26 protein-coding genes and 2 pseudogenes are annotated in these 26,313 nt (G+C 62.0%); 17 read left to right on the top strand and 11 right to left on the bottom strand.

Annotated elements, in window-relative coordinates:
• Positions 1-238: 238 nt before the first annotated feature.
• The 7 genes from WS46_RS06185 to WS46_RS06210 all read left to right on the top strand — a co-directional run bounded on the left by WS46_RS06185 (position 239) and on the right by WS46_RS06210 (position 7,654).
• Complete coding sequence (locus WS46_RS06185; protein WP_179949129.1) at positions 239-2,068, top strand: HAMP domain-containing sensor histidine kinase; 1,830 nt, start codon at positions 239-241, stop codon at positions 2,066-2,068.
• A gap of 384 nt (positions 2,069-2,452) precedes the next feature.
• A complete protein-coding gene (locus tag WS46_RS06190; RefSeq protein WP_059689748.1) occupies positions 2,453-4,852 on the top strand; it encodes an RICIN domain-containing protein in 2,400 nt (799 codons plus the stop codon).
• Positions 4,853-4,857: 5 nt separating this feature from the next.
• On the top strand, positions 4,858-5,343 hold the full coding sequence (locus WS46_RS06195; RefSeq protein ID WP_059689750.1) for a hypothetical protein: 486 nt from the start codon (positions 4,858-4,860) through the stop codon (positions 5,341-5,343).
• Between the two features lies 1 nt (position 5,344).
• The gene (locus WS46_RS06200; RefSeq protein WP_059689752.1) at positions 5,345-5,938 is read left to right on the top strand and encodes an SCO family protein; all 594 of its coding nucleotides are present in this window, start codon (positions 5,345-5,347) and stop codon (positions 5,936-5,938) included.
• Positions 5,939-5,970: 32 nt separating this feature from the next.
• Positions 5,971-6,210, top strand: a complete 240-nt coding sequence (locus WS46_RS35070; protein ID WP_156443080.1) for a hypothetical protein — start codon at positions 5,971-5,973, stop codon at positions 6,208-6,210.
• A gap of 125 nt (positions 6,211-6,335) precedes the next feature.
• On the top strand, positions 6,336-7,088 hold the full coding sequence (locus WS46_RS06205; RefSeq protein ID WP_059689755.1) for a carbonic anhydrase: 753 nt from the start codon (positions 6,336-6,338) through the stop codon (positions 7,086-7,088).
• A 176-nt stretch (positions 7,089-7,264) separates the two neighbouring features.
• On the top strand, positions 7,265-7,654 hold the full coding sequence (locus WS46_RS06210; protein ID WP_059689757.1) for a hypothetical protein: 390 nt from the start codon (positions 7,265-7,267) through the stop codon (positions 7,652-7,654).
• A 127-nt stretch (positions 7,655-7,781) separates the two neighbouring features.
• On the opposite strand, the gene WS46_RS06215 is transcribed toward WS46_RS06210, so the two are convergent.
• The 4 genes from WS46_RS06215 to WS46_RS35085 form a co-directional block, all read right to left on the bottom strand.
• Positions 7,782-9,191: an amino acid permease gene (locus tag WS46_RS06215; protein WP_059689759.1), complete on the bottom strand. Its 1,410-nt coding sequence runs from the start codon at positions 9,189-9,191 to the stop codon at positions 7,782-7,784.
• A 307-nt stretch (positions 9,192-9,498) separates the two neighbouring features.
• Positions 9,499-9,780, bottom strand: a complete 282-nt coding sequence (locus tag WS46_RS35075) for a hypothetical protein (protein WP_156443081.1) — start codon at positions 9,778-9,780, stop codon at positions 9,499-9,501.
• A gap of 229 nt (positions 9,781-10,009) precedes the next feature.
• On the bottom strand, positions 10,010-10,924 hold the full coding sequence (locus WS46_RS35080) for a hypothetical protein (protein ID WP_156443082.1): 915 nt from the start codon (positions 10,922-10,924) through the stop codon (positions 10,010-10,012).
• A gap of 119 nt (positions 10,925-11,043) precedes the next feature.
• Complete coding sequence (locus tag WS46_RS35085; protein ID WP_156443083.1) at positions 11,044-11,301, bottom strand: hypothetical protein; 258 nt, start codon at positions 11,299-11,301, stop codon at positions 11,044-11,046.
• A gap of 365 nt (positions 11,302-11,666) precedes the next feature.
• Between WS46_RS35085 and WS46_RS06225 the strand changes: the two genes are divergently transcribed.
• The 3 genes and pseudogenes from WS46_RS06225 (at position 11,667) to WS46_RS06235 (ending at position 14,731) form a co-directional block, all read left to right on the top strand.
• Complete coding sequence (locus WS46_RS06225; protein WP_373558356.1) at positions 11,667-13,187, top strand: catalase; 1,521 nt, start codon at positions 11,667-11,669, stop codon at positions 13,185-13,187.
• A gap of 392 nt (positions 13,188-13,579) precedes the next feature.
• Positions 13,580-14,179 (top strand): annotated as a pseudogene (locus tag WS46_RS06230) (helix-turn-helix domain-containing protein); the annotation flags it as partial.
• Positions 14,180-14,248: 69 nt separating this feature from the next.
• Complete coding sequence (locus WS46_RS06235) at positions 14,249-14,731, top strand: transposase (protein ID WP_059690192.1); 483 nt, start codon at positions 14,249-14,251, stop codon at positions 14,729-14,731.
• A 207-nt stretch (positions 14,732-14,938) separates the two neighbouring features.
• On the opposite strand, the gene WS46_RS06240 is transcribed toward WS46_RS06235, so the two are convergent.
• Positions 14,939-15,361, bottom strand: a complete 423-nt coding sequence (locus WS46_RS06240) for a lysozyme inhibitor LprI family protein (protein ID WP_059689766.1) — start codon at positions 15,359-15,361, stop codon at positions 14,939-14,941.
• Positions 15,362-15,797: 436 nt separating this feature from the next.
• Between WS46_RS06240 and WS46_RS36850 the strand changes: the two genes are divergently transcribed.
• Positions 15,798-16,097: a DUF3955 domain-containing protein gene (locus WS46_RS36850; protein WP_082725263.1), complete on the top strand. Its 300-nt coding sequence runs from the start codon at positions 15,798-15,800 to the stop codon at positions 16,095-16,097.
• Between the two features lie 68 nt (positions 16,098-16,165).
• Here the strand turns inward: WS46_RS36850 and WS46_RS33515 are convergent.
• Positions 16,166-16,351: pseudogene (locus tag WS46_RS33515) on the bottom strand (transposase domain-containing protein); the annotation flags it as partial.
• Positions 16,352-16,819: 468 nt separating this feature from the next.
• On the opposite strand from WS46_RS33515, the gene WS46_RS06245 reads away from it, so the two are divergent.
• Positions 16,820-17,398 carry a DUF4337 domain-containing protein gene (locus WS46_RS06245; RefSeq protein ID WP_059524805.1) on the top strand — a complete coding sequence of 193 codons (579 nt, stop codon included), beginning with the start codon at positions 16,820-16,822 and terminating at the stop codon, positions 17,396-17,398.
• Positions 17,399-17,922: 524 nt separating this feature from the next.
• Here the strand turns inward: WS46_RS06245 and WS46_RS06250 are convergent.
• Positions 17,923-19,083 carry a DUF4382 domain-containing protein gene (locus WS46_RS06250; protein WP_059689769.1) on the bottom strand — a complete coding sequence of 387 codons (1,161 nt, stop codon included), beginning with the start codon at positions 19,081-19,083 and terminating at the stop codon, positions 17,923-17,925.
• A 364-nt stretch (positions 19,084-19,447) separates the two neighbouring features.
• On the opposite strand from WS46_RS06250, the gene WS46_RS06255 reads away from it, so the two are divergent.
• Positions 19,448-19,660 (top strand): hypothetical protein, encoded by a 213-nt coding sequence (locus WS46_RS06255; RefSeq protein ID WP_059524815.1) that lies wholly within the window; start codon positions 19,448-19,450, stop codon positions 19,658-19,660.
• A gap of 50 nt (positions 19,661-19,710) precedes the next feature.
• Here WS46_RS06255 and WS46_RS06260 read toward each other — a convergent pair whose 3' ends face one another.
• The 4 genes from WS46_RS06260 to WS46_RS06275 all read right to left on the bottom strand — a co-directional run bounded on the left by WS46_RS06260 (position 19,711) and on the right by WS46_RS06275 (position 23,041).
• Positions 19,711-20,013: a hypothetical protein gene (locus WS46_RS06260; RefSeq protein WP_059689772.1), complete on the bottom strand. Its 303-nt coding sequence runs from the start codon at positions 20,011-20,013 to the stop codon at positions 19,711-19,713.
• A gap of 86 nt (positions 20,014-20,099) precedes the next feature.
• The gene (locus WS46_RS06265; RefSeq protein WP_059689774.1) at positions 20,100-20,522 is read right to left on the bottom strand and encodes an NUDIX hydrolase; all 423 of its coding nucleotides are present in this window, start codon (positions 20,520-20,522) and stop codon (positions 20,100-20,102) included.
• Positions 20,523-20,620: 98 nt separating this feature from the next.
• Positions 20,621-22,009 carry a nucleobase:cation symporter-2 family protein gene (locus WS46_RS06270; protein WP_059689777.1) on the bottom strand — a complete coding sequence of 463 codons (1,389 nt, stop codon included), beginning with the start codon at positions 22,007-22,009 and terminating at the stop codon, positions 20,621-20,623.
• 36 nt (positions 22,010-22,045) lie between these two features.
• Complete coding sequence (locus WS46_RS06275) at positions 22,046-23,041, bottom strand: LysR family transcriptional regulator (RefSeq protein ID WP_059690193.1); 996 nt, start codon at positions 23,039-23,041, stop codon at positions 22,046-22,048.
• Positions 23,042-23,174: 133 nt separating this feature from the next.
• Between WS46_RS06275 and WS46_RS06280 the strand changes: the two genes are divergently transcribed.
• From WS46_RS06280 to WS46_RS06295, 4 genes are all read left to right on the top strand, one after another.
• The gene (locus WS46_RS06280; RefSeq protein ID WP_059689779.1) at positions 23,175-23,891 is read left to right on the top strand and encodes an SDR family oxidoreductase; all 717 of its coding nucleotides are present in this window, start codon (positions 23,175-23,177) and stop codon (positions 23,889-23,891) included.
• Between the two features lie 175 nt (positions 23,892-24,066).
• Positions 24,067-24,402 carry a putative quinol monooxygenase gene (locus WS46_RS06285; RefSeq protein WP_059690194.1) on the top strand — a complete coding sequence of 112 codons (336 nt, stop codon included), beginning with the start codon at positions 24,067-24,069 and terminating at the stop codon, positions 24,400-24,402.
• Positions 24,399-25,556, top strand: coding sequence for an iron-containing alcohol dehydrogenase (locus tag WS46_RS06290; RefSeq protein ID WP_059689782.1), 1,158 nt, complete (start codon positions 24,399-24,401; stop codon positions 25,554-25,556). The genes WS46_RS06285 and WS46_RS06290 overlap by 4 nt, the downstream gene beginning before the upstream one ends.
• 157 nt (positions 25,557-25,713) lie before the next feature.
• Entirely contained in the window at positions 25,714-26,298 is a 585-nt protein-coding gene (locus WS46_RS06295) for a putative glycolipid-binding domain-containing protein (protein ID WP_059689784.1), read from the top strand.
• Positions 26,299-26,313: the final 15 nt, after the last annotated feature.

Raw genomic sequence — 26,313 nt, forward strand, 5'->3', positions numbered from 1 at the left:
GCGGCTGGTCGCGGCGGCCGCACGCCGTACTCAACTTCACGAAATCATCCACTGCTGGAGCAACGCGCCATTACGCTTATTATTTTCCGCCATTGCTGCTCGGTAACTCGATCGCCTGACGGCGCTTCATCCTGATCGAGCGTGTCGGCATCCGGTGCAACGGATGCAAATCGATCATTGTTAGGCACAATCAGTCATGCGTATCGGTCGACAATTCTGGATTCTCGCATCGGGGGTCGTGCTCATCACCCTCAGCGCATCGCTGATCGCGATCGCTCAGGCGTGGAACATTCTTTCCGACAAGTACTCGTCCGTCGATTTGCTGGCGACATATCGACGGGCACTGGTGGTCACGGAAATGGTCTCGCGCGAACGCGGTCCGGTGAACAGTGTTCTCGGTGCGGCACCGCATCGTCGCGATCACGCGGCGCATGCGCTCGTCGAGGCCCGGCAAAGGACCGACGCGGCGATTTCGGCGCTCGTGACCGCACTACCTGCCAACGATCTCGACCGGTCGACGGTCATCGAACTCGATACGCGCCTGGCGGTTGCCAGACGTCGCGTCGACGCATTGACTGCGTTACCGGCCTCGATGCGCCGCGCACCGGAAATGAGCGACGCGCTGCGGCAGATGTTCGGATTGGTCGATATCCTGCAACCGATGCTTTCCAGGATGCAGACGCCGTTGCTCATGCGCGTGCCAGAGATTTCGTATCAGATTGCGGGTGCACGCTTGCTGACGGAACTCCGGGAATATGCCGGTCGACTCGGCTCCGATCTGGCACCTGCCGTGGTGCATGACGCACCGTTGACGCAGCGCCAGGAAGCGGCGATGGAGCGTGATGTGGGCCGCATCCTGGAGCTTTACGACCTGCTCAAGATGCATGCGACCGACGGCACGACCGATCCCGAGCTGGAGGCAGGCATGGATGCTCTGCGGCATGCCTATCTGGACCGGGCCTGGAAATTGGCCGCGCGGATCCGCGACGCAAGCAGGGCAGGCGAACCGTACCCGATGACCATGGAGGAATTCACGAACGAGTACGTACCGGCGATGAACCCGATCGTGGCGTTGCGCGATACGGAGCTACAGCTTGCGGCGCAACGTATCGATGCAAGTATCGATCATGCACGGCTGTCGTTGGGCTGGGTGACAGGATTTTCGGTTCTGGCGTTCGCGCTGGAAATCGTGCTCATTCGTACATTTCGCCGCAAGGTGATCGAACCGGTCGAGGAAGTGTCGGCTGCCTTCGGACCGACAGCCGGGGGCGCGCGTGGCGAGAACGACGACATCGTGCGACTGCGTAATGGGCCCCAAAGACTCAGAGCCTCAGAGGCGGAGAATATTCTCCTCGAGCGAGAGCGTCAGGATGCGTTGAACTTCATTTCGCACGACATACGCGCGCCGATCGCCGCGATCATCACGATGACGGAGGGATCGGGTCATGGCGTTGAATCGAGCATCGCGTCCAGCATGAACGTGCGAAGGTACATTGCGCGTCAAGCCCGCCACGCGCTATCTCTGGTCGACGAGTATCTGCAGTTTGCACGCCTGCAAAGCCGGATCGAGTCTCACGAGTTCCAGCCCGTGAATATCGTCGACGTGTTGACGGAAGTCGTCGACGACTCATGGGCATGCGCGCGATGCAGGGACGTCAAGGTCCTGTTCGATTCACCGGTCGCGGATGCATGGGTGAGTGGCGCGAGGCTGATGGTCTTCCGGATCTTCAGCAACCTGATTCATAACGCGATCAAGTTCAGCTTCACCGGCGGCGACGTGCACGTTACCCTCGGCGGCCGCGATGACTATTGGACCGTTTCGGTGCGCGACTGGGGAACTGGTATCGCCAGCGATGACTTGTCGAAACTGTTTCGTCCGTTCTACCGGTCTCCGGCCGCATCCGAGGCGAGCGTGGCGGGCACCGGCCTCGGACTGGCTTACGTTCGTATCGCCGTGACCCAACTCGGTGGTACGGTCAAGGTCACCAGTTCCCTCGATGTCGGCTCGGAATTTCTCGTTACGCTACCCGCATCCGATGCTGCGGAATGCGCGTCCCGAGTCGCCTGACCGGCCACCAATGCCTGCCAACGGCCGCATTCGTCGAGATGCGACTTGTGTGATCCAGCGAACCGAAAAGATCGATGATTATCTCCCTTGTCGTGAGATAAAGATTCAATTTCATTGCGAGTGCCTTGTTTTCACATGATTTGTGTATCGATGGTGGTCATTCAGAAAAAATCATATTTAAAAGAATTCTCGACAATAGACTCTAATCCGGCAGCCTGGAGTATGTGGACGTGCGTCGGCGCATGAGCGAAATTAAAAGATGAGTAATGAGGGCTCGTGGTGCCCGCTTAATCGAAAACTTCGCTTTCGTCATATTTTGCTGCGGTGATGCAGCACGTATCCGATTTTTCTGATGAAAATCATTGATGGGTGGGAGGGGGTGCTATGGGTGAGATGCGGAAGGGGATTTTGAAATTTAGATGTTTGGTATTTGGACTGCTGTTCTTTACCGTTCAGTTCGTTCATGCTCAGGCGGCAGCGCAATCGACGCCATACGGCGTGATCTCGGTGACGGTCAACGGCAGCCGGCTGTGTGTCGGCGTCGGCGGCGGGTCCGTTTCAGCGCTCGCAAACGTCGACGCCGGTGAATGCATGAACCTGGCCAGCCAGCAATGGTCGCTGGTCAAGAGCGATCAGCATTTCCAAATCGTTGCCAAGAACAGTCAGCAATGCCTAACGATTCTGAATGCATCAACTAGCCCGGGCGAACGGCTCGTGCAGTATCCGTGCAACAACGGCTCGAATCAGCAGTGGGATGTCACGCCGTCCGGCACCGGACACAAGCTCGTGTCCGTTCACGACGCGCTTTGCGTAAGCGTCGATAGCGCGTCCCATGTGATCCAGGATCGTTGCAGCAGCAGCGAATCGCAGATCCTGCACGTATCGGCACCACCGGAAGTGACCGGTTCGCTGATTGGCATGAACAGCAACCTTTGCGTCGATTCGGGCGATGTGGGCGTGCAAGCGACACAGAACGCCTGCAGCAATGTCGCGAGCCAGCAATGGCGGATTCGTCCGACGGTCAATGGCTACAAGATCCGCTTGAACGCGAAGGATCTTTGTCTCGGTGTGCGGGGCGCATCTCAGAGTGCGGGTGCGGCAATCGAAGGTCAACGGTGCGATAGCGGAACGAACCAGTTGTGGACGATTCGTGCCGCCAGCGCAGTCAATGGAACGAACGCCTATTCGAATGGGTACTGGCAATTCGTTTCCGCGAGCAGCGGGCAATGCATCGTCGTCCAGAATGCGTCTACTGCAGCGCAGGCCAACCTGATCCAGTCTCCGTGCAATGGAGGGGGCGGGTCGAACACCATGTGGCGCGTCAATCGAACGCTGCCGTCGTCGTGGGGTGGTCCGATCACGCTGCCGCTCGTGCCGACGGCTGCCGCGCACTTGCCGGACGGAAAAATTCTGATGTGGTCGGCGGACTTGCCCGACTACGCCGGCGGCACTGGTGGTGTCGATGGCAATACCCAAACGACCGTTTTCGATCCGATTGCGCAAAAGGCATCGGACGCAGTGCTGACGAGCGTGGCGCACAACATGTTCTGTCCGGGTCTCGGCCTGCTTCCGAGTGGCAAGGTATTTGTCAACGGTGGGGTCTCCAGCAGGAAGACCAGTATCTACGATCCGGTTACGCATACCTGGGGCAAGTCCGATCTGATGAACATCCCGCGGGGTTACGAAGCAAGCGCGACCCTGTCCGACGGATCGGTCTTTACCCTCGGTGGTTCGTGGAATATCGCTACGCCCAATTTCACCCTTGGCGACAAGTACGGCGAAGTCTGGACACCTGGCGGTGGGTGGTCGATCCTGTCGAACGTTCCGGACATCATCGGCCCGGATCCTGCCGGCGCCTATCGCGGCGACAACCATATGTGGCTGGTGGCGGCGCAGAACCGCTGGGTCTTCTACGCCGGCCCGGACGCGACGTTGCGCTGGATCGACACGAAAGGGGCCGGCCAGGTCGTCCCTGTTGGCCAGCGCGGTGATGATGGATTCTCGATCAATGGTAACGCCGTGATGTACGACATCGGCAAGCTGCTTACGTTGGGCGGCGCACCGGCCTACGATGGCGGTGTGGCGAAAGCCGGCGCTTACGTCATCGATATTTCGGCTGGCCCCTCGGCGGTTCCTGTTGTGCGAAAAGTTCAGCCGCTGGCGTATAGCCGGGGGTTCGTCAACAGCGTTGTGCTGCCGAACGGCCAAGTCGTCGTGATTGGCGGTCAGGCTGTCCCGGTTCCTTTCACGGACGATCAGTCGGTGCTGGTGCCCGAGCTCTGGGATCCGACGACAGAGGCGTTCACGCGTCTTGCACCGATGAGTGTGCCGCGCAATTACCACAGCGAGGCGCTTCTGCTTCCCGACGGTCGCGTCATGTCGTCCGGCGGCGGGCTCTGCGGAAGCAGTTGCAATACCAATCATCCCAACGTGCAGATCCTGACGCCGCCGTATCTGCTGAACGCGGACGGCAGCAATGCGACGCGCCCGGCGATCAAGACGTCACCTGCGAGCGCGGCTTACGGGGCGACGATCGCGGTCTCGGCCGACATGCCGATTCGCAGCTTCGCGTTGGTGCGCATGTCATCCAGTACGCACTCGGTCAATACGGATCAGCGCCGTATTCCGCTTGTCGCGCAACAGACGTCAGCGAGCGGCGACTATACGTATTCGCTTTCGATTCCGTCGGATTCCGGCGTCGCTATTCCCGGGAACTACATGCTGTTCGCGATGAATGCGAGCGGCGTGCCGAGTGTCGCGAAGATCATCCAGATCGGTGCCTGAGCGCAATGAGCAAGGACACGTGCGTGAATCGGGTCGCGGGTTCGACCGAACCAGCCCGCCGTCGATTGGCGCGCGTGCTTATCGTCGGGCTGACCTTGCAGGGCAGCCTGGCTGTTGGGTCGCCGGACGCGCCGCTCGACGCGAGCGTCGAGCGGGGCGCCCGCCTGTTCGACGGCGGCAACGCGATGCGCGGCCGGCTCGACGGGCATGCGGAAATTCTCCCGCCGACCGCGAGTCGGTGCATCAATTGCCATGTGTCGTCCCCGCAAAGGGGCGCGCTCGCGCCGCTGCTCGATGCATCGACACTGCGCGTACCGCAGCAGCGCAGAGGCGGGCCGCCCTCTGTCTATTCCCGGGAGACGTTCTGCGAGACGTTGCGCACCGGGGTCGATCCGGCCTATGTGACATTGAAGTCCACCATGCCGCGCTTCGATGCAAGCGACCAGCAATGCGGCGATCTCTGGAACTATTTGACGACGGAAACACGTTGACATGAACATGTTGGACCTGTCGCGGCGCGGCTTCCTCCTTGCGAGCGCCGCCTATTTTTGCCTGCCTGCGTTTGCTGCCGAACCACGCGAGATTCCCCACAATCCGTGGGGGCCGATCGAGCCCGCCGATCCCGTTCCGGATACCGAAATATTGCTCGCGAATGGTGCGAGAGGGCGGCTTCGCGATCTGCTTCGGGGAAAACTGACGGCGATCCAGTTCATTTTTACCGGCTGTAGTTCCACGTGCCCGCTTCAGGGGGCAATTTTCCAGTCGCTGCAATCGTCGCTGGCGAAGTCGCCGATCGCCGACACGCAGCTGCTGTCGATCAGCATCGATCCTGCCAACGACACGCCGGTGGCGCTGTCCGCTTGGCTGGCGCGATTCGATGCGAAGCCCGGCTGGTTGGCCGTCGTTCCGGGAAGCCCGGGCATAGAGTCGCTCAAACGTCTTTACTTCGACCAGCGGAACACGGCGGATAGCCATGTCGGCCAGGTATTCGTATCGAACCGTTCGACGGATCTGGTATGGAAATCCGGCCCACTTCCGACACCTTCATCGGTTTATGGCGCGTTGCGATATTTCGCGTCGCACTGAAAATCCGGTTCTTCATTGCCCATGGCATTCATATGAAAAGGCTTCAAATCGTCCTGCTGGCGGCCGCGGTAGCCGTGATTGCCATTGCAGTGACGCACTACATCATTCGCGATGAAAATAATTCCTTATCCGAATCGAGTGCACGTGTTCGGGGGGAACTGAGCCCGCCCGTATCGGTGCCGGATCCCAACGAAGTGCCGACCGGAAACGGTACGCGAAGCGATTCGTTCTCCGGCGACGAACGGCAACCGATGCCGGATGGCTGGAAATAAGATGCCAAGGCGGATCGCGAGTGACGAAGCGGTCGCGCGCAAGGGGTGGGGTGGAGCGCCAAGAGTAAACGACGACCGTCGGTGCTCGGCGATTTGTAACGAAGAATGGTGTTGGAGCATATCTGATGTGTGATTCGAAGACATGCCGAGAGGAGATGGGCGGTGAGCACCGTCGCTCGTTTCTCCGCAAGACCGGCGCAGCAGCATTTGCCGCCGTGTTGGGTGGCACGCTGTCCGCCAGATCGGCGATCGCGGCGGGCGCGGAGACGGAGGTGCCAAAACCGCAGAACACCTTGTCGCCGGACGAATCGATCAAGCGCCTGATCGAAGGGAATGCGAGATACGTGTCGGGCGTTATGCGTCGTCACGATTTCGCGCACGAACGCGAGGCGCTCAATGGCGGGCAGAATCCCTATGCGGCGATACTGAGCTGCGCGGATTCGCGCGTCGCTCCGGAGTACGCGTTCGACAGCGCGAGGGGAGACCTGTTCGTCACTCGGGTGGCCGGAAATTTCGTGAGCACCGACATGCTCGGAAGCCTCGAATATGCCGTTGCCGTATTGAACGTGCCCGTGATCGTGGTTCTCGGCCACGACAAGTGTGGCGCGGTGGATGCAGCAGTCAGGATGGAAACGAAAGGCGCAACGTTTCCCGGCCGGATCCAGGCGCTCGCGAGCGCGATCTTGCCGTCAGTGATCAAGGTCAGGGCGAGCGCAGCGGATCTTCTCGATGCCGCGATTGCGCAGAACGTCCTTGATAGCATGGACAATCTTCGTGCCCGATCGGACATTGTCAAGTCTGCCGAAGAAGCTGGCAGGCTGAAAATCGCGGGTGGTGTTTACCGGCTGAATAGTGGAAAGGTCGAATTTCTGTCCTGAGCGGTTGACTCCACATGTCGGAAGCGGCGTAAAACATCCGTAAAGGCCGCACCTGGAAGCTATACCGGTGCCGCGTCTTCCTGTCACGTCTCGTCGCAATTCCCGAAGGCGTCGTTGTTTCGGCTGGCCCGACAACGATCGCCTCGTTTCCCCACTTTCTGACGGATGCGCAAACGATGCGTAGTTACCCACGAAACAGTCCTCAAGCCGCGGCACGGATCGTCGCTCTGGTGCTTGGGGCCGATGGACACAGTTGCAGCGCCGAAGACCGGATGCTCGAACGGCTTGCCGCTGCGGAAGATCTCGGGCTGACCCCGGCGGAATTTCACGGGATCGTCCGAACTTTCTTTGAGGACCGGAGTGTCGCGTCGTATCCGGCGTCGATCGGTGGCATCGATGCGGCAACGCGGGCCGCGATCGTCGACGAGATCGACGATCCATGGCTGCGTCGAAAGGTGCTGCGGATATGTTCCGCTATCGTGACGGCAGACAATTTCCTGGCGGATGGAGAGATCGTCGTGCTTGCTGCCATCCTGAGGCAATGGCATCCGAACGGTGGCGACTGACTTGCAATGGGGGCGTTTGCCGCGTAACCCGGAATACGCGCGCCGCGCCCTTCGATCCATGCTTGCGCAGCGGATCGATGCCGGAGCCGATGCGCACCGCTGTCATGGCGCGCACCAGCGTGTTCGGTCAGTTCATGGACTTCGCGGAGGCTCCCGCTACCGGCGTCATCGAGTCGGCGCTTTCCCCCACCCTGAATACCCGATACAAGACGACGAGCAGCATCAGCCATGCGGGCCCGACATACAACGCGACCCGCGTGTCCGGAAACACGACCATCAGCACCGTGACGAACGCGAGGAATACGAGGGCGAGCCATGAACCATACGGCCAGAACGGCATCCGGAACCGAAGACGTGTCTGCTCGTTCGGAGACAGACCGGCGCGAAACTTCAGCTGTGTAACCAGGATGACGGCCCATGTCCAGATTGCGCAGAACGTCGAGACCGACGTAACCCAGACGAACACTTTCTCGGGCACCAGATAGTTGAGTAGTACGCCCACGAGCAGCGCGCCCATCGATACGACGATCGCGCGAACGGGTACGCCACCTGCACTCGAGCGGCCGAATGCTCGCGGTGCATGCCCCTGTTGCGCCAGGTTATAGAGCATTCGCCCGGTACTGAATATGCCGCCGTTACAGGACGACAGCGCTGCTGTCAGCACGACGAAATTGATGATGCCGGCGGCGGTCTTGATGCCGAGACGCTCGAACGTCATGACGAACGGGCTGCCCTGGGTTCCGATCTCGTTCCACGGATAAATCGAGAGAATGACGAACAGCGCGCCGCCGTAGAACAGCAGGATGCGCCAGAACACGGAGTTGATTGCGGCCGGAATCGTTTTCTGCGGATTCTGAGCTTCGCCAGCCGTCAGTCCGATCATCTCGACACCGAGGTACGCGAACATCACCATCTGCATCGACATCAGTACGCCATGTGCGCCGTTCGGGAAAAACCCCCCATGAGTCCACAGATTGCTGATGCCGACCGGCACCCCATGATTACCGAGACCGAAAACGATGATTGCGATACCGGCCACGATCATTACAATGATCGTGACGACCTTGATCAGCGCGAACCAGAATTCGAACTCGCCGTACGCCTTGACCGTAAGCAGATTGACCGAACCCATCGCCGCCAGTGCGGTCAGTGCCCAGATCCAGCGTGGTACGTCGGGAAACCAGATGCCCATGTAGATGCCGACGGCGGTAATTTCGGCGATGCACGTGACGATCCAGAGGAACCAGTAGTTCCAGCCTGTCAGGTAACCCGCGAGTGGCCCGAGGTAGTTGTGCGCATAACGGCTGAACGAACCCGCGACCGGTTGATCGACAGCCATTTCGCCCAGGGCACGCATGATCAGGAAAATCACCGCGCCGCCGATCACATACGCGACGATGATGCCTGGGCCGGCCATCCTGATTGCGTTCGCGGAGCCAAGAAACAGCCCCACACCGATGGCCGCGCCGAGCGCGAGCAGGCGCATTTGCCGCTGATTGAGTCCCCGGTGCAAGCCGGGCCGCGTCGTGTCACTCATGCATGTGTCTCCTGATGGGGAAAGCTTTTTGGATATCGCGTGTCGGGGCAGGCGTCGGCGGAATGCAGATTCGATCGCGCGGCCGGGTCACTGCCACCGGCCTGACGCAACGTACCCGCTTCTGTTCTGGACGCGCTCGCCTCGATGAGGTCGGATGTGACATGACCTCTGCCTACACGGTGTCTCCCGATCGATGTAACCGTGGTTCCCGTATTCGGGAAACGCCGATGCCATCGAAGATTGCTCGCGACACTCACACGATGAGAGCTGCGGTCGCGATCAATCGGTGCTTCCGCCATGCTATCGACTACCGGACAGTAGATGTTCCCGTATTTATCGAGATTTCGATATTCTTTCCTGATTTGCGGGGTGGCATGCGATGCGTTCGTTTAATTTGGATTGCATATCGAGATGCAATCCGGAGAAAGGTGACATCGGCATCGCGATCCGACTCGTTGAGAATGCGATGCGAACCATCCAGGGCGAGAACGTCATAAGTCCTGATCTGCGGCTGAGGTTGCACATTCACGCTCAGTTGCATGCCGATCAGCGTCTCCGCCGGCGTGCCGGCTGCCTGCGAAAAAAGCAAGATTCCGTAGTATTCCGGTTGGACGGAACTGACAGAGCTCGATGTGGTTTGTATCGTTGAATAATAGGCAGTAGCGCCGGAGTGATAGTTGACCCCCGAGATCCCGTTCTGACATTCTGGAACAGGAAATCCATCGCCCAGAACGCACTGGCGAACGCATTGCTGACGCCCGACGCGCCGCTCATGGCGCTGCCTTGGCACCTGTAGAAGGTGTTGGACTCGGCGATCCTCACGTCGCCTGCGATTCCGTTCGATGATGCCGCGGCTGCCAGCGACTGCAATTCGCCGGGCAAGCCGGGGTTTGCCGACAACATGTAGCCAATGCTCGGCGCATAACCGGTCGTGCTGTCCGGGCAGCTGGAATTCCTGTAGTGCGCTGGGAGAAAATGTGAGCCCGGTTGCCTGCGGCTGCGGCGAAAGGGAGTGTGTATCCCTTGTAGTTGCAGGTCGGCGCGGGTCCGGTAAACGCCGGCGTGATCACGGCGCTCTGGATTGCATTCGCATCGGCGTTCGATTCGGACAGGAAATCGCCGAATGTATAGCTTGACGAACGATGCCCGTTTCTCGAATACAAGTCAGGTTCGTTGCCCAGTTCGAATCCGGCCAGACTTTCGCCGAACTTGCTCGAGACATATGCGGCTTCGCGGCTCATCTGCGCCGGTGTTTCGGCGGTGAAATTGATACCGTAGATCACCTTCCAGCCCGTGGCGCGCGGGAAATCCGCAAGACGGCCGACGTCGGACGGGGCCGTATAGCCGGCTGTCAGCCCGTGGCTGTTGATATCGCCGCCTTCATCCCAGATGGTCTTGTCGGCACTGTTTCCGCCGATGCGAAGCACGCTCGGGCCGAGTTCCTTGAACAGCGCGATCAACGCGGTATTACTGCCGGAGAACACCCCCTTGGATAGCAGGCCTTTTTCGAAACTCAGGCCTGCAACGGCGCTCGACAGCGTCGCCGCGCCGGCGATCGGCGTTCCGATGGTCAATGTAACCGGTACGGTGGACGACGGTGGCATGGCTTGCGCCGGGTCGGATCTTCGGCCGCAGGCCGCCAGAATCGATGCGGTCGCGGTCAGTAGGGCCACCTGGGGAAGATGACGAGAAAGGAATCGGTAGCGTGCCGATTTGGCGGTGGATTGATTCATTGCAGTACGCTCCGTTTCCTGTTTTCGGGCATCTTGTTGGCGATGCGCGATCGCGCCGTCATCCGGATGGCTTGCGTGACTGCCGACCTGTCGTCACACCCGCGTGTGAGTGTCTCGATTCACGCGTCATCGGACCGATCGACGCATGTCGGTGAGGCAGGCCGCGAGGGCAGCGGCCTACCGGCCCATTGATACGCAGCCGGACGAACGTACAGGCGGCGAAGATAGCCGCCGATGACGAGGTGGTGGATCCGGTTGCAGACTTCGTCGAGATTCAGCGCGGTGCCTTGCGCAATCTGGAGCAGTGTTACACCGATGTCGCGGCCTGACGCGACTCTGATGAAATCACAAATTTTCCGGCTCGTTTCGTCAACCATGATTTCTCCAAGTCCGGACCGGAGCGTCAGTTTGGGCGAGTTGGCATGCAAGGAACGCGACCTATGCTGTACGACAGCATGCTTTGCGAATGCGTCGCGGCCATTCTACGATCGAGTTCGTGAGAAAAAATGAACAAATGTCACGCCGAATCGCAGTAAGGCGGTGCTATCAGGTCCGTCGATCCGCGCTTCCAACCGGACACGGCAACCTCTCATGGCCGAATCAGGCACGACGGCGTTCGCAATGAAAGAGGGTCGTTGAATTTCTATATCGATCCTATAGGGAAAATAAAATTTATAAAGTTAGGTGTTCATAATTAAATGACATCCTCATTTAAAGTGAAAAGGAGAAGCACATGATCAGGATGAACAGGATTTTTAGACATACGGCGGTTTCACTGGCTGTCGTTGTGTCCGTGGCGGCACACGCGACGACGCTCACGCGCGACAATGGCGCGCCGGTAGGCGACAACCAGAACTCGCAAACGGCCGGTCCGGCCGGCCCGGTGCTGTTGCAGGATGTAACGCTGATCGAGAAACTCCAGCGCTTCGATCGCGAGCGCATTCCGGAGCGTGTCGTACACGCGCGGGGCACCGGCGCCTACGGTACGTTCGTCGCCACGCGCGATATTTCGGCGCTCACCCGGGCAAAGGTGTTTGCACCGGGCCGCGAGACGCCGGTGTTCGTACGCTTTTCGAGCGTGATCCATGGCGGTACGTCGCCGGAAACGTTACGCGATCCGCGTGGCTTCGCGACACGCTTCTTTACGACCCAGGGCAACTGGGATCTGGTCGGCAACAACGTGCCGGTATTCTTCATCCGCGATGCGATCAAGTTCCCGGACATGGTGCATTCCCTGAAGCCGGCGCCCGACACCAACATTCAGGATCCGAACCGCTTCTTCGACTTCTTCTCGCATCAGCCTGAAGCGACGCACATGCTCACGCGCGTTTATACGGATGGCGGTACGCCCGCGTCATACCGCGAGATGGATGGCAATAGCGTGCACGCTTACAAGTTCGTCAACGACAGAGGTGAAATCCACTACGTCAAATTTCACTGGAAGAGCCTTCAAGGCGAGCGCAACCTGACGGCGAAGGAGGCCGAGCAGGTTCAGGGGAAGGACTTCAATCACATGACGCGCGACCTGCAGGAGGCGATCAAGGCAGGCAATTATCCGAAGTGGGATCTTTACATTCAGGTGCTGACGCCGGAGCAGCTCGCGCAGTTCGATTTCGATCCGCTCGATGCGACCAAGATCTGGCCTGACGTGCCCGAGGTAAGGATCGGATCGATGACGTTGAACCGCAACCCGGCCAATGTCTTCGAGGAAACCGAACAGGTCGCGCTGGCTCCATCCCATCTGATTCCGGGTATCGAGCCCTCGGAGGACCGATTGCTGCAAGGTCGATTGTTCGCTTACGCGGATACGCAGCTGCATCGCGTCGGCACCAATGGTTTGCAACTGCCGATCAATCGTCCGCGAGTCGATGTCGTCAACAACAACCAGGATGGCGCGATGAACAGTGGTTCGCGAAAGGGAAGTGTGAACTACGAGCCGAGCGATCACGCCTCCGTGTCGGCAGATCCGCAGTATCGCTCCAGCGAGTTGCCGGTTGCGGGCACCACCCAGCAAAAGGGCATCGCCAGAACGCAGAATTTCGTCCAGGCCGGGTCCTTTTATCGAGCGCTGTCGTCGCAGCAGAAGACGAATCTGATCAGCAACCTGGCCGGTGATCTTGGACAAGTGAAGGACGACCAGGTCAAGTACACGATGCTTTCGTACTTCCAGAAAGCCGACCCGGACTATGGCCGGCGCATTGCGCTGGCTGTCAAGGCGGACCCGTCACGTGTCGCGATGCTCGCAGCCAAACTGAAGGACTGACCGCAGGGCGGGCAGCGTGTTGTTGAAGGGCGATACGCTGCCGGCATCGGAGCCGATGCCGATCGACTACTTCACGAGGGGGCGAATACGTGATCCTGCGTGTCGTTGCATGAGCCACTGTCCGTGAACGCATGCAGGGGTGCATCATCCTCGTGACTTCCGTGCACTTCGGTGAAATTTCATCCGGAACGGGTTCGAGCGCAAGATCCAGCAGCGGGATTGGCGAACTCCGAACTCACGGGCAGGTTGCCATCGCCGATTTTCGCGACCGGCATCCTGAGCCATCGACCACATTTTTCGATTCAAAGAAAGGTTCATCGCAGGAAACCGTGGAGGGTTTTCGAGCGATTGCATAATCTGACACCTGATTCTAAGGATGTCGGAGGAAGCAATTGCTCGATCGAAAGGCACTTCAGGCACTGGGCTGCTGGACCGGCTATCGGCTGGAGCGGGTGGAATGGCCGCAAGGAGAAGAGCGCACGCTGTCGCTGTATCTGAAGCCGGTCAGCAAGGTCATGTACTGCGAGCAATGCGGGGCACGCTGCCGGCAAATCCACAAGACGACGGTTCGCCGAGTGCGCGATCTGCCGCTGTTCGAATACCGGGTGGTGCTGCACGTTCCGCGTCGCCGAGCCTGGTGCGAACGCTGCGGCGGTCCGCGGTTGGAGAGGTTGGCGTGGCTGGGCCGCTACCAGCGAGTGACGGAGCGATTCGCGAAGGCCTGCGAGAAGTTGCTGCAAGCGGCCAGCGTGCAAGCGATGGCGGCTTTCTACGATCTAGGTTGGCACACGGTCAAATCGATCGACAAGATGCGCTTGCGAGCACGTGTGGCCGAGCCGGACTGGTCGACGATCAGCTATCTGGCAATGGACGAGTTCGCGCTGCATAAGGACCATCGCTACGCCACAGTGGTAGTCGATTCGATTGGTCGGCAAGTGCTCTGGGTCGGCCCCGGGCGTTCACGCGAAACGGCTCGAGCCTTCTTCGAACGTAAGCGATCCATCATCGGCGTCTACCCAACGGCGCTCTGAGCGAGGAGCATAGGTGTCCACCTATTGGAGGTGGACACCTATGCTGACAAAGACTCTGAGTCGAGAGTAGTTCGTCAAAACAGCGACGGCCGTCGCCGCTACGACGAGAAGGGCAAACGAGCATTGGTCGAGGCGGCGTTACGCCCGGGCGTGTCGGTGGCTCGCCTGGAGCAGAAGGACGCGATCAACGCCAACCTGCTGCGCAAGTGGATTTCGAAGTATCTGCTGGAGCGCGAGAAAGGCCTCGTGCCTGCGTCGCAAGATAACGGCGCTGACGGGCGCGAATTGCCCTCCGCCGTTGAGGTGATCGATGGTGTGGCTATCGATCTCCCAGGTTCGCTCAAGCGCATCTTCGTCACGGCGCCACCATCTGCGTTCGTGCCGGTCGTTTCGGCGCCGTCGTTGACATCGCCCACACCACCCTCAGCATCGATGACGCTCGCGTTGCATGTGCGTCTATCCAACGGTGTCGAACTTGCTCTTCTTCACGGCATGACCTCCTGGTCTCGATGACAACGTCATGCCGGAATTTTCCACTTCCAAATGGGACAGTTTTGTGGGCTAGCCTCAAAATTATCAAACTTCTTACTGTACGTGGAATCGAGGCAGGGTCATAGCGCTGATGACTCCCGTTCGCAGTCGTCAGCCAAGGTTTCTTGTCGAGGCGGTTCACGATCCGCGCCCTTCGGACTCGCATGCGCGAGCGCTGGGGGCAACGGTTCATTGTCCATTCAACAACTTGATCCGCGCGAGATTCATCTCGATGGTTGCTTGGTGTGAGGCAAGGCCGCCGCCATTTCCGGAACCGTAGGAGGCCAACACGCGATTGCTTTCGGCAGTTCGAAATGCCCGGTATGCGCGCTCGGCCTTGTCGAAGGCCATAACAGGATGCAACGACCGACTGCCTTCGCTTTCGTTTTCCAGATCAACCATTTCAGCGCGCGCCTTTTTCTCGGCTGCGACAAGTTCGATTTCCGATTGCTTTGCCGCTACCGGATAGCATTCGCGTTGCTCAGCAGTCGTTTGTTTCGCTTCGCACTGCTTGTAAAGGGCCTCAGCGGACTCAGCAGCCATGGATGGCTGAGTACACATAGCAGCGAATACGAGCCCTGCCGCAACATGATGGATTGCATAGATCTTCATTTTTCTTTCCTGGTTATTGAAAAACCCTACCTACGTCACGATTCTTCGCGGCCGCAGTTCGCCGCGCGCGACGGCATCCGGCACCGCGAACGAATAGCGCCCGAGCATGTTGATGTGCTCGTGGCCGAATGGCAACAGCCGCACCTCGTCTTCGGGCCGCTCTGGGTAACCGCCATTGCTTCTCTGAGAGCGATGCGCGCATGGATAGTTCCGACCGACACTGATGACGCTAGTGGCCTAAGCCGGTTGGCTGTTCCTTTGCTTCTCGAACCCTAGGATGGAGAGTCCGTTCGAGATGAATGCGAAAGAACGAGAATCAAGAAAGGTTCAGAATTGGGATAAGGTGCTTGCCATATGCTTAACACACTACGCGATCCGTGAATCACGTCTCTCATGTATGTAGAATGTGCCGTATCGAGGCCTAACCGGTAGACCTATGATTCAGTTCGTATTACTTGTTGTTTCAGCGCTTGCCCTCGTTGCGACGATTGTCGTGGCTGTAAGAGAGGCTGATCACCGTCGATATTGGACGGTCTGTGCATGCTTCATTTTCGCTGGATTCGCATGTTGGATAGCGTTCGCTGCAATTGGATCGGAAGTAGATGCGCAAGGTGTTTTGCATGAGCCATTCGCATTGTTGCCAGCGGGATGGCTGATGGTGGGGATCGGCGTAATCGGTAGCCTGGTACGCGGAGCCATTATGTTATTTCGTCGCCAATCGAAGAGTACCAATTGAAGCGATTGTTCGGCGATCAACAGATGTTCAACGTCGGTTGACTGTATGCGGTCTTTTAACGACGCCCGTCAGAGGTTGAGGGCGGGAGGCATTCTCCACGGCATGAGATCGGCGTAGTCGTTGGCGGTTGCAGCGAGCGGCAACCTGGTGAACAGCCAGACCAGATAGCGATACGGCTCGACGCCGTTCGCCTCGCACGTCTCGACGAGGGAGTACAGGTTAGCACTGGCCTGCGCGCCAGCAACCGTATCAGAGTTATGAGTAGAAGGCTATCTGCAGATGTGGGAGTCTTACCTGGCGGGTCTGCGCGAGCGATGGTTGTAGTCGGCTGGCTTCCGCCACAAGGGTTTTTGGCGATCCGGGCGCTCCATCGGGAGCGCCTTGTTTCGTAACTGGGGCGGTTTTTCTGCCCGTATCGTGTCGGCGCTCTACGATTGGCCGATCTTCTTGACGGCTTCCGCGAGCCGGGCAGTTATCCGGCGTGTGAATCGCGCGAGTGTCGAACGAGGCTGCAACGATGGATTCTTGGCTTCGACCGAGCGACGCATGATCCATGCGCGCTTGCAACATCTCCTGACCTACGTCTACGTATTGTTCTGCGGGCTGGTCCATATCGGCGTGACGCACACGCGTTCGGTGCCCAGGGCGTTGCCCGAAATCGCCCTCATGCCGGATAATCGCCGCATTATCCCGACAGAACGCGTATCACGCGGGTGCCAAGGATGTCTGAAGAATACGAAGTTCATGGTCCTCACGACCACGCGGTGGAACATCACGCGGCTCACGATGGCGATCACGGTACGTCGCGCATCGCGGTGCTGACGGCCGTGCTTGCCTGCTTCGGCGCGATATCTGCCTATCAGAGCGGTGCCGACGAGAGCCTTGCGTTGCTCTACAAGAATGACGCCGCGATCCGGAAAACCGAGGCTGCGAACCAGTGGGCCTACTATCAGGCGAAGGGCAACAAGCAGAACCTCGCCGAACTCGGTGCGGCGTTGAGCCCGGAGACGTCGCAGCAGCGAAAGCGGTTCGAGACGGATGCCGCGAGATACCGCGCCGACAAGGAGCCGATCCGGGTACGTGCCGAGGCGCTGGAAAAGGAAGTCGAGAAGAACAACGTGGCGAGTGAGGAGCGGATGCACCGACACCATCGATGGTCGCAGGCGACGACCATCATCCAGATCTCGATCGCACTGGCGGCGATCACGATCCTCACGCGACGGTCATGGATGCAAGGTCTGTCGATCGGCGTGGCCGCGATTGGCATCGTGATCGCGGGTTTGGCCTTCTTTGGGGTTTGATTGACAGCGATGCCGTCACGGTCCAGTCGTGTTGCGCTCGTGTATGCGTGAGGTCACGCGCGCATCAGGGGTGATCGCGGAGGATCGGCACGCGACAGGGTTCTAGGGAGTTCCTGCCGTAGAGCGCGTAGCTAGAGGTCTCGGCGCACGCGCGACCTACGATTTCCGCCGAATTAAGGGGGGCTTACCTGGCGGTTCGGTGCGAGCGGTGACTGTAGTCGGCTGCCTTCCGCCATTCCCACCGCCATGTCTGTCTTGCAGCGGCCATGAAAAAAGGCCCGCGTACGCGGGCCTCGTCCAATCAGCAATTGCCTTTCTTTGCCTGTCCGGGCGGGCAGAACCCGTTCCCCGGCCCGCCTTGCGGTGCGACGACCACCGGCGGACCCGGAACGTATGCGACGCACCCGCTGAGCGCGCCGACCACGCTCGCCGCCGCGAGCAATGCGATAACCCCTTTCTTCACTTCGTTCTCCCGTTTATTGATGAAAGGGCCGTGCGGCCCTTTCGATGATGCTGTCGACGCGTCAGAAACTGAAATTGACGTTCGACTGGCTGGTCGTTGCGTTGACGTTCGTCGATTGCGTTGCGCCTGACGCTGCGTCCGCCTCGATCGTATATTGTGCCGCGGCGCCCGGCGATGCAGCCAGCGCGACCGGCAGCGATCCCGAGTAAGTGCCGACGATCGGCGCGGCCGTGGGTACATTGAGCGCGTACGCTCCCGTATCCATGTTCGCGTTGATCGACGTGATCTCGTACGCTTTTGCATCGATGGTCTGCAATGCACGCACGAACGCGTCGGCGCTTGCCGTCACCGTGCCGCTGACCGTGCTCATCGTCGATGCCGGCAGCGCGATCGGCGCGTTCGACGTCGACACCGCCGTGGTCGTATTCACGACGACCGGAACCGAGCGCACGATGCCAGACGCGAAGTTGTTCTGCACGACCACCACATCGTAGTTGCCTTGCGTCGAGCTCTGGATCAGCGGCGACAGCACGAACTTCCCGGTACCGTCGGCAACCGTGCCGCGGACCACCTTGCCGCCTTGTTCCGCATACACGGTCGCGCCGGCTTCGGCCGATGCGACGTAACCGGAGATCGCACCGCTCACGACGGTCGGGATCGCGGTGACGACCGGCTTCAGCGCATACGTGCCGTTGCCCCGTTGGACGATCGACTTGCACGCGTTGAAGTCGAGCACGAGGTCGACGAGCGTGTTCGGTTGAACCGTGAAAGGCTGGATGATCTTGTAGCCGCTTTGCGTCGCGCTTGGCGTCGCGAGCGCCTGTTCCGTGCCGCCCGTCGGGACGACCGAGTTCGCGAGGGTGTTGCCCTGGTTCTGCGCGAGAACCAGACGGACCTGTTGATACTGACCTGCCGGCAGCGCCGTCTGACCGATATCGGCGAGCACGCCGTTGGTCAGCGACAGCAGGTCGATCCTCTGCGGTGTGGCCAGCGTGATCGTCGACCAGCCGGCGTCGTTGTCGGAAGCATTCCCGTTCGCATTGACGCGAACCTGTGAGACGGTGATGAAGACATGATCGAAGCCGCATGAAGGCGCATCGGTCATCGCGACATGCAGCGTGCCGGTTTGCGGGCTGCCGCCATCGTCGCCGCCGCCGCACGCTGCAAGCGCGAACGGCACCGCTGCCGCACATAGTGCGGCCTTCCAGAATGAATGGTTCATTGTTTTGCCCCCTCCAGGAAATTATTGTGGATGCAACGAAGCATAGTGTCGGGGAATGCCCACAGTGTGGACAGCTTTGAAACGAACCGTAAATTCTGCGTCGGAGCGTAAGGGGAGGCGCTTCTCCACCGGTATTCGCGACCCGTGGCACGTATTGCGGCGCGCGGGGAATGAATCATGCTCCGAACCGATCGGCGAGAACGAGTGTCGCCGGAACACGGCCCATTTCGCGATCGGCGAAAACTTGATCGGTGAAAGCACTGAATCCGCCCTGATTATTTCGCCGCTATAGTCGAAGCTCGAACGGTGGTCGCGAGCGACATGCGCCGCCCCCGTTCAGGTAACGACTGAAGACGGGTGCTGTATGAAAAACACAATCGAAAAGACCACCGGACCGGTATGGGGTGTGGCGGCAGGCGTGCTCCTGGCTGCCGCGGGACTGAGTCTCGGCATTTTCCCGAAATCGCTGAACAGCATGGGAACCGCAAACGACTTCATGGCATCCGGCGTCGCGATGCTGGGGATCTTCCTCGTCGTCTATTCGACACACGAACTACGACGAAAACGCCTGAACTGAGCGTCGGGGCACCGTCGACCCGCGCAGAACGCTCCGGGCCAATTGCTGGCTCAGGAATGCGCGCGCCCGTCGGTGGAGCCGGAATCGACCAGCAGGTCGTCGACGATGATTTCGCCGGCCGCCCGGCCGGCGCGCAGCGCGTCGAGGGTGTCGTCGAACAGGCGGCCGCCATCGTCGCCGAGCCGGACCGGCGCCAGCAGGCGGGGCGCGATGCCGGCCGCGCGGACCTGCACGACCGCCACGAACCCGAACCGAAGCGTGGCGGGTGGCGGCGCGTGGTCGCGCGGTTCGTCGAGCCGGAATTCGCAGCGGACATCGATGGTGTATCCGCGGTAGATGTACGCACTGTTCATCTGCAGCTCGCTCGGAAGGGAACGCGACGACGGACCGTGGGCGCATGATATCGGCTCGTGCGAGCCGGCGGGGGTGGGGTGTCTACTTACTTGAGGATTTCGTGCCGGTAGACGAGCTCGACGATGCGCTTCGTCGGGATGCTCGCGCGCAGCGCATCGACGTTGTCGATGCGAAACCACTTGCACTTCTCGATCTCGTTGCTCGCCTGGGCGTTGTGCTCCGGGCCGACTTCCGCGAAGAACACGTGGTGCACCTTCGCGAGCCCGGTGAACTGCATCGAGTAGACGAGGCTCTGGCCGACGATGCCGGTTTCCTCCAGCAGTTCCCGATGTGCGGCCTCGAGCGGCGTTTCGCTGCGCTTGATCGTGCCGCCGGGCAGCGCCCAGCGCGACGAAACGCGCGCAACGAGCAAGACCTGTTGTTCGCGGTAGCAGACGACGGTCGCGCGTTCCTTGACGAGGACCGCACTGGCTTCCGGCGCATTCGTGGAGACGGGGGCTTGAGACATGCCCCGATTCTAGCGAGACTCGGGCGCCCGGCCAAGCCGGAGCCGCCGAGCGCGACGCGGCCCGTCGGTCGGGCCGCGTCGTCATGGAGTCCGTAGCGTTACTTCTGTTCCGGCAAGAACCAGTTCATCACGAGCGCGCAGATGCCGCCCGTCGCGACGCCCGATTCCAGCACGTTCTTCAACGCATGCGGCAGGCTGTTCAGGATGTCCGGCACTTGCGACACGCCGAGGCCGAGCGCGAGCGACACCGCGATGATCAGCAGCGCGCGGCGATCGAGCTGGATGCCGGACAGGATGTTGATGCCCGATGCGGCCACCGCGCCGAACATCACCATCGCCGCACCGCCGAGCACGGGCTCCGGCACGGCCTGCAGCGCGCCCGCGACGACCGGGAACAGGCCGAGCACCACGAGCATGCCCGCGATCCAGATGCCGACGTAGCGGCTGGCGACGCCGGTAATCTGGATCACGCCGTTGTTCTGCGCGAACACGGAGCTCGGGAACGTGTTGAACACGCCGGCCAGCAGCGAGTTCGCGCCGTTCACGAGCACGCCGCCCTTGATCCGCTGCATCCACACCGGCCCCTCGACCGGCTCCTTCGAGATCTTGCTGGTGGCGGTGACGTCGCCGATCGCCTCGAGCGATGTGACGAGGTAGATGATCAGCATCGGCACGAACAGCGACCACGAGAAACCGATGCCGAAGTGCAGCGGCGTCGGGACCTGGAACAGCGCGGCCTGATGCACGCCCGTGAAGTCGAGGCGGCCGAGCACCGCGGCCGCGGCATAGCCGATCGCGAGCGCGATCACGAGCGCGGTGCTGCGCACCCATACGATCGGCACGCGGTTCAGCAGGATGATCGTGCCGAGCACGAGGCACGACAGCGTCAGGTTCTGGGCGCTCGCGAACGTGCCGTTGGCCATCGCGCCGTAGCCGCCGCCCATGCTGATGAGGCCGACCTTGATCAGCGTGAGGCCGATCAGCAGCACGACGATGCCGGTGACGAGCGGCGTGATCAGGCGCTTCACGAACGGCAGGATGCGCGACACGCCCATCTCGACGAACGAACCGGCGATCACGACGCCGAAGATCGCGGCCATCACGGTCTCGACCGGCGTGCCCTGCTTGACCATCACGCTGCCGCCGGCGATCAGCGGGCCGACGAAGTTGAAGCTGGTGCCCTGCACGATCAGGAGGCCGGCGCCGAGCGGACCGAAGCGCTTGCACTGCACGAAGGTCGCGATACCGGAAATCACCAGCGACATCGACACGATGAGGGTCGTATCGCGGCTCGATACGCCGAGCGCCTGGCAGATCAGCAGGCCGGGCGTGACGATCGGCACGATGATCGCCAGCAGGTGCTGGAGTGCCGCGACGAAGGCGACCATCGGCGCGGGCCGGTCATTGGGGCCATAGACGAGGTCGCGCGACGAATCTGCGTCGTCGGCGCCGTGGGAGGCGGATCGGGCGGGGGAGGCGGGTTGCATGGCGAGCGGGCCGGACAGGATGGAAAGTGCGGCATTTTAGCCGAAGGGCCCGCCGGCGCCGTCGGGCGCGTTGCGATGGCCGCGCTTCGGTGCGCGGGGCGCGCGGGCCGTCGGATACGCGCGTTTGCACACGTCGATGACGGCCTCGCGCAGACGGCGATGCACGGGGTCGCGCTGCATCCGCGGATGCCAGAGCGCGGAGATCAGGATCTCGGGCAGCCGGACCGGTATCGCGAAGCTGCGCAGCCCCAGCGCGTCCACGAGCCCCGGCGTGAATGCGTTGCCGAGGCTCGAGCGCGGCACGAGCGCGATCAGGTCGGTGCCGGCCGCGACGCGCATCGCATCGGGGTAGCCGGGCACCACGACCTGCACGATGTGAGCGGGCGCGAGCGTGTCTGCCGGATCGTTCGCCGGCCCGCCGAAGTCGCCGAGCTGCGATGCGATCACGTGACGGCAGGCCGCGTAGCGCGCAGGCGTGATCCTGGCCGCCGCGAACAGCGGATGCCCGGCGCGCGCCACCGCGACGTGTCCGTCGTGAAAGAGCTCGCGCGTGTGCAGCTCGGGCGCGTCGTCGCCGCGCTTGCCGATTTCCAGGTCGACCGTGCCGTCGCGCAGCGGCCCCGGATCGCGGTCGAGCCTGGCGACGAAACGCACGCGCACGCCGGGTGCGATGTCGCCGATCGCGGCGACCACCGGGCCGGCGAGCATGTCCATGAACGACGCGGCCGCCCGGATGGTGAACGTGGACGACAGCGTGGCCATGTCGACGTCGGCCGAGGCCGGACGAAGCACGGCACGCGCATCGCTCGCGATGGCATGCACGCGATCGCGCAATGCCGATGCGTGCGGCGTCGGCACGAGCCGGCGTCCGGCACGCACGAGCAGTGGATCGCCCGTGGCGGTGCGCAGCCGCGTGAGCGTGCGGCTCATCGCGGAAGTGCTCAGTCCGAGCCGGCGCGCGGCGCCGGTCACGCTCCCTTCGGTCAGCAGCACGTCGAGCGCGGCGACGAGGTTCAGGTCGATGTCTTCCATCCGGGCAGCATACGACATCGCACGGCGTGACAGGGCGTTCGATGCAACTATCGATTGAGTTCGGTGCGTCTGGTGCATGCGATGGTGCGCGCCTATAGTGGCCGGATGACGAACTCCGGCAAAGGTGAAATCCATGCAATCGACCGTATCGCCCCCCAGGACACCTTCGATCCTGCTCGTCGCGGCCTCGCGCGGCCTCGGGCTCGCGATGGCGGAACAATTCCTGGACAAGGGCTGGCACGTCACCGGAACCGTGCGCGCGGCATCGGCGCGCACGCAGCTGCACGCGCTCGCCGACCGCTTCGACGGACGGCTCGAGATCGAGACGCTCGACATCTGCGCGCCGGAACAACTGGCCGCGCTGCGTGCGCGCTTGTCGGGACGGCGCTTCGACATGCTGTTCGTGAACGCCGGCACGACCAACGACCCGAACGAAACGATCGGCGACGTCACGACCGACGAATTCGTGCGCGTGATGATCACGAATGCGCTGGCGCCGATGCGCGTGATCGAGGCGCTGCAGGATCTTGTGACCCCGGATGGCCTGATCGGCGCGATGTCGTCGGGGCAGGGAAGCGTCGCGAACAACGTGAGCGGCATGCGCGAGGTCTACCGCGGCAGCAAGGCCGCGCTGAACCAGTTCATGCGCAGTTTCGCGGCGCGCCAGGCCGGCACGCCGCGCGCGATGGTGCTGATGGCGCCGGGCTGGGTCCGCACGGAACTCGGCGGGCCCGATGCGCGATTGACGATCGACGAAAGCGTGCCGAGCCTCGTGAACGTGTTGATCGGGAAGCAACGGCGCGCGGGGCTCGAATACCTCGATTACCAGGGGCGCACCGTGCCGTGGTAGCGGCCGGCGCGGCGGGGCGCGTGACGATGCGCTGCGCACGCGGCGCCGATTCAATACAATGCGACGTCGGGGCGTCGGCGCCGCGTCGGGCCGCCGACTGCCACTTTCGGCGCGCAATCGCGCATGGTGGAATGACGGCCCGCATGACGGGCCGCTGGCGAATACGGAGCGCAGCATGAACGAACCTTACCTGCAGGTCATCGCGCATTTCTTCGCGAAACCCGGCAACGGCGACCGCGTGATCGAACTGCTGGCCGAACTCGCGCCGGCCACGCGCACCGAGCCGAAAAACCTCGACTATGAATACTTCCGGTCGCCGGTCGATCCCGACCACATCGTGATCCTCGAGCGCTATCGCGAGGCCGACGGCCTCGACGTGCATCGGGAAACGCCGCATTTCCAGCGGATCGGTGTCGGTGCGATCTTTCCGTTGCTCGATCGCCGCGACGTGACGCGCTACATGGTGCAGCCGGATACCGGCACGGCGACGCCACCGGGAGGCACCCGATGAACCCGTTTCAATTCCGTACCGTTCCGACGCAGATCGTCGAATTCGGCGCCGCTCGCCGGCTCGGCGCGCTGTTGCGCGAACGCTTTCCGGCGCTCGCGCGGCTGTGCGTCGTCACCGACGCGTTCCTGCATCGCAGCGGCGTGCTCGCGCCCGCGCTGGAGAGCCTCGCCGCGCACGGCTGGCAGGTGACCGTGATCGACGACGTGATCGCCGATCCGCCCGAGCACGTCGTGCTCGAAGCGACCGCGCGGGCGGTGGCGGCCGATGCGGAAATCGTGCTCGGCCTCGGCGGCGGTTCGTCGATGGACGTCGCGAAGCTGATCGCGGTGCTCGCGCCGGGGCGGCAGGCGCTGGCCGACATGTACGGCGTCGACAAGGTTGCGACGTCGCGGCTGCCGCTCGTGCAGATGCCGACGACGGCCGGCACCGGCTCCGAAGTGACGGCCGTGTCGATCGTCACGGTCGGCGAGGCGCGCAAGATGGGCGTCGTGTCGCCGCACCTGTTCGCGGACGTCGCGATCCTCGACGCCGAGCTGACACTCGGGCTGCCGCGCGCGGCCACGGCCGCGACCGGCATCGACGCGATGGTGCATGCGATCGAGGCGTATACGTCGTCGCGGCTCAAGAATCCGGTGTCCGACATGCTGGCCGTGCAGGCGCTGACGCTGCTGTCGCGCAACCTGCTGAAGGCATGCGACGACGGCGGCGATCGCCACGCGCGCGAAGCGATGCTGGTCGGCGCGATGTTCGCCGGCCAGGCATTCGCGAACGCGCCGGTCGCGGCCGTGCATGCGCTGGCCTATCCGGTCGGCGGCATTTTCCACGTGCCGCACGGGTTGTCGAACGCGCTCGTGCTGCCGCATGTGCTGCGCTTCAACGCGCCGGCTGCCGCGCCGCTGTATGCCGAACTCGCGGCGATCGTCGCGCCGTCGGCGACGGGTAGCGACGAAGCGAGAACGCAGGCGTTGATCGACGAGATCGATCGCCTGATCGTCGCGACGGGCATTCCGCGCGCGCTGCGCGAGGTCGGCGTCGGCGAGGGCGACTTGCCGAGGATGGCGTCGGACGCGATGCTGCAGACGCGCCTGCTCGTGAACAATCCGCGCGAAGTCACGGAGGCCGACGCGCTGGCGATCTATCGGCAGGCGTGGTGATCGCGGCGCGCGTGCCGTACGCGAGCGCATTGCCGCAGGCCGGTGCCTGCACGACGCCGATGCCGCCGCCGGCCAGGATCGTGTCGAACATCGGGCGTCGGTGGCGCGTCGCCGTGACCGTCTGGATCAAAGGCCCATGCAACCGACGGGAGACGACATGACGCAACGGGACGAAGCGGCGCGCACGCGGTGCGTCGCGTGGCAGAACACGCAGACCTGGCAGGCGGCCGAATGGTGCCGGCTCGTCGAGACGCATGCGGCCATCGACCTGTCGGGCGCGGTAGCGGGCGCGATCGACGGCACGCCGTTTCGCGTCGACTATGCGATCGCGTGCGGGGCCGACTGGCTGACGCGATCGGCGCACGTGACGTACTGGCTCGGCGCAGCGCCGCCACGGCGGCTCGCAATCGAACGCGACGCGGGGCGCTGGACGATCGACGGCGTCGACGCGCCGGCCCTCGCGGGCGCGACCGACATCGATCTCGGCTTCAGTCCGTCGACCAATACGCTGCCGATCCGGCGTCTCGGGCTGGCGGTCGGCGCGTCGGCCGTCATTCACACGGCCTGGCTGCGTTTTCCGGCGTTCGAGATCGTGCGCGGCGAGCAGCGCTATGCGCGCACGGCGGAGCACGTTTACCGCTACGAGAGCGGCACGTATGCGGCCGATATCGCGGTCGACGATGCGGGCCTCGTCACCGATTACGACGAGTGGCGGCGCATCGGCGCGACGCGTTCGCCGTAACGCGGCGCAGCGACG

Origin of the sequence: Burkholderia sp. RF4-BP95 (assembly GCF_001521985.1) — a bacterium.
Lineage (GTDB): Bacteria > Pseudomonadota > Gammaproteobacteria > Burkholderiales > Burkholderiaceae > Burkholderia > Burkholderia diffusa.

Bases quoted from the DNA above. Each gene is read 5' to 3' on its own strand.
- WS46_RS06200 (WP_059689752.1), top strand. From the start codon at position 5,345: ATGAACATGTTGGACCTGTCGCGGCGCGGCTTCCTCCTTGCGAGCGCC.
- WS46_RS36850 (WP_082725263.1), top strand. From the start codon at position 15,798: ATGATTCAGTTCGTATTACTTGTTGTTTCAGCGCTTGCCCTCGTTGCG.
- WS46_RS06285 (WP_059690194.1), top strand. From the start codon at position 24,067: ATGAACGAACCTTACCTGCAGGTCATCGCGCATTTCTTCGCGAAACCC.
- WS46_RS06255 (WP_059524815.1), top strand. From the start codon at position 19,448: ATGAAAAACACAATCGAAAAGACCACCGGACCGGTATGGGGTGTGGCG.
- WS46_RS35070 (WP_156443080.1), top strand. From the start codon at position 5,971: ATGAAAAGGCTTCAAATCGTCCTGCTGGCGGCCGCGGTAGCCGTGATT.
- WS46_RS06210 (WP_059689757.1), top strand. From the start codon at position 7,265: ATGCGTAGTTACCCACGAAACAGTCCTCAAGCCGCGGCACGGATCGTC.
- WS46_RS06215 (WP_059689759.1), bottom strand. From the start codon at position 9,191: ATGAGTGACACGACGCGGCCCGGCTTGCACCGGGGACTCAATCAGCGG.
- WS46_RS35080 (WP_156443082.1), bottom strand. From the start codon at position 10,924: ATGAATCAATCCACCGCCAAATCGGCACGCTACCGATTCCTTTCTCGT.
- WS46_RS06265 (WP_059689774.1), bottom strand. From the start codon at position 20,522: ATGTCTCAAGCCCCCGTCTCCACGAATGCGCCGGAAGCCAGTGCGGTC.
- WS46_RS06205 (WP_059689755.1), top strand. From the start codon at position 6,336: ATGTGTGATTCGAAGACATGCCGAGAGGAGATGGGCGGTGAGCACCGT.
- WS46_RS06250 (WP_059689769.1), bottom strand. From the start codon at position 19,083: ATGAACCATTCATTCTGGAAGGCCGCACTATGTGCGGCAGCGGTGCCG.
- WS46_RS06190 (WP_059689748.1), top strand. From the start codon at position 2,453: ATGGGTGAGATGCGGAAGGGGATTTTGAAATTTAGATGTTTGGTATTT.
- WS46_RS06275 (WP_059690193.1), bottom strand. From the start codon at position 23,041: ATGGAAGACATCGACCTGAACCTCGTCGCCGCGCTCGACGTGCTGCTG.
- WS46_RS06295 (WP_059689784.1), top strand. From the start codon at position 25,714: ATGACGCAACGGGACGAAGCGGCGCGCACGCGGTGCGTCGCGTGGCAG.
- WS46_RS06225 (WP_373558356.1), top strand. From the start codon at position 11,667: ATGAACAGGATTTTTAGACATACGGCGGTTTCACTGGCTGTCGTTGTG.
- WS46_RS06195 (WP_059689750.1), top strand. From the start codon at position 4,858: ATGAGCAAGGACACGTGCGTGAATCGGGTCGCGGGTTCGACCGAACCA.
- WS46_RS35085 (WP_156443083.1), bottom strand. From the start codon at position 11,301: ATGGTTGACGAAACGAGCCGGAAAATTTGTGATTTCATCAGAGTCGCG.
- WS46_RS06260 (WP_059689772.1), bottom strand. From the start codon at position 20,013: ATGAACAGTGCGTACATCTACCGCGGATACACCATCGATGTCCGCTGC.
- WS46_RS06245 (WP_059524805.1), top strand. From the start codon at position 16,820: ATGTCTGAAGAATACGAAGTTCATGGTCCTCACGACCACGCGGTGGAA.
- WS46_RS06290 (WP_059689782.1), top strand. From the start codon at position 24,399: ATGAACCCGTTTCAATTCCGTACCGTTCCGACGCAGATCGTCGAATTC.
- WS46_RS06240 (WP_059689766.1), bottom strand. From the start codon at position 15,361: ATGAAGATCTATGCAATCCATCATGTTGCGGCAGGGCTCGTATTCGCT.
- WS46_RS06280 (WP_059689779.1), top strand. From the start codon at position 23,175: ATGCAATCGACCGTATCGCCCCCCAGGACACCTTCGATCCTGCTCGTC.
- WS46_RS06270 (WP_059689777.1), bottom strand. From the start codon at position 22,009: ATGCAACCCGCCTCCCCCGCCCGATCCGCCTCCCACGGCGCCGACGAC.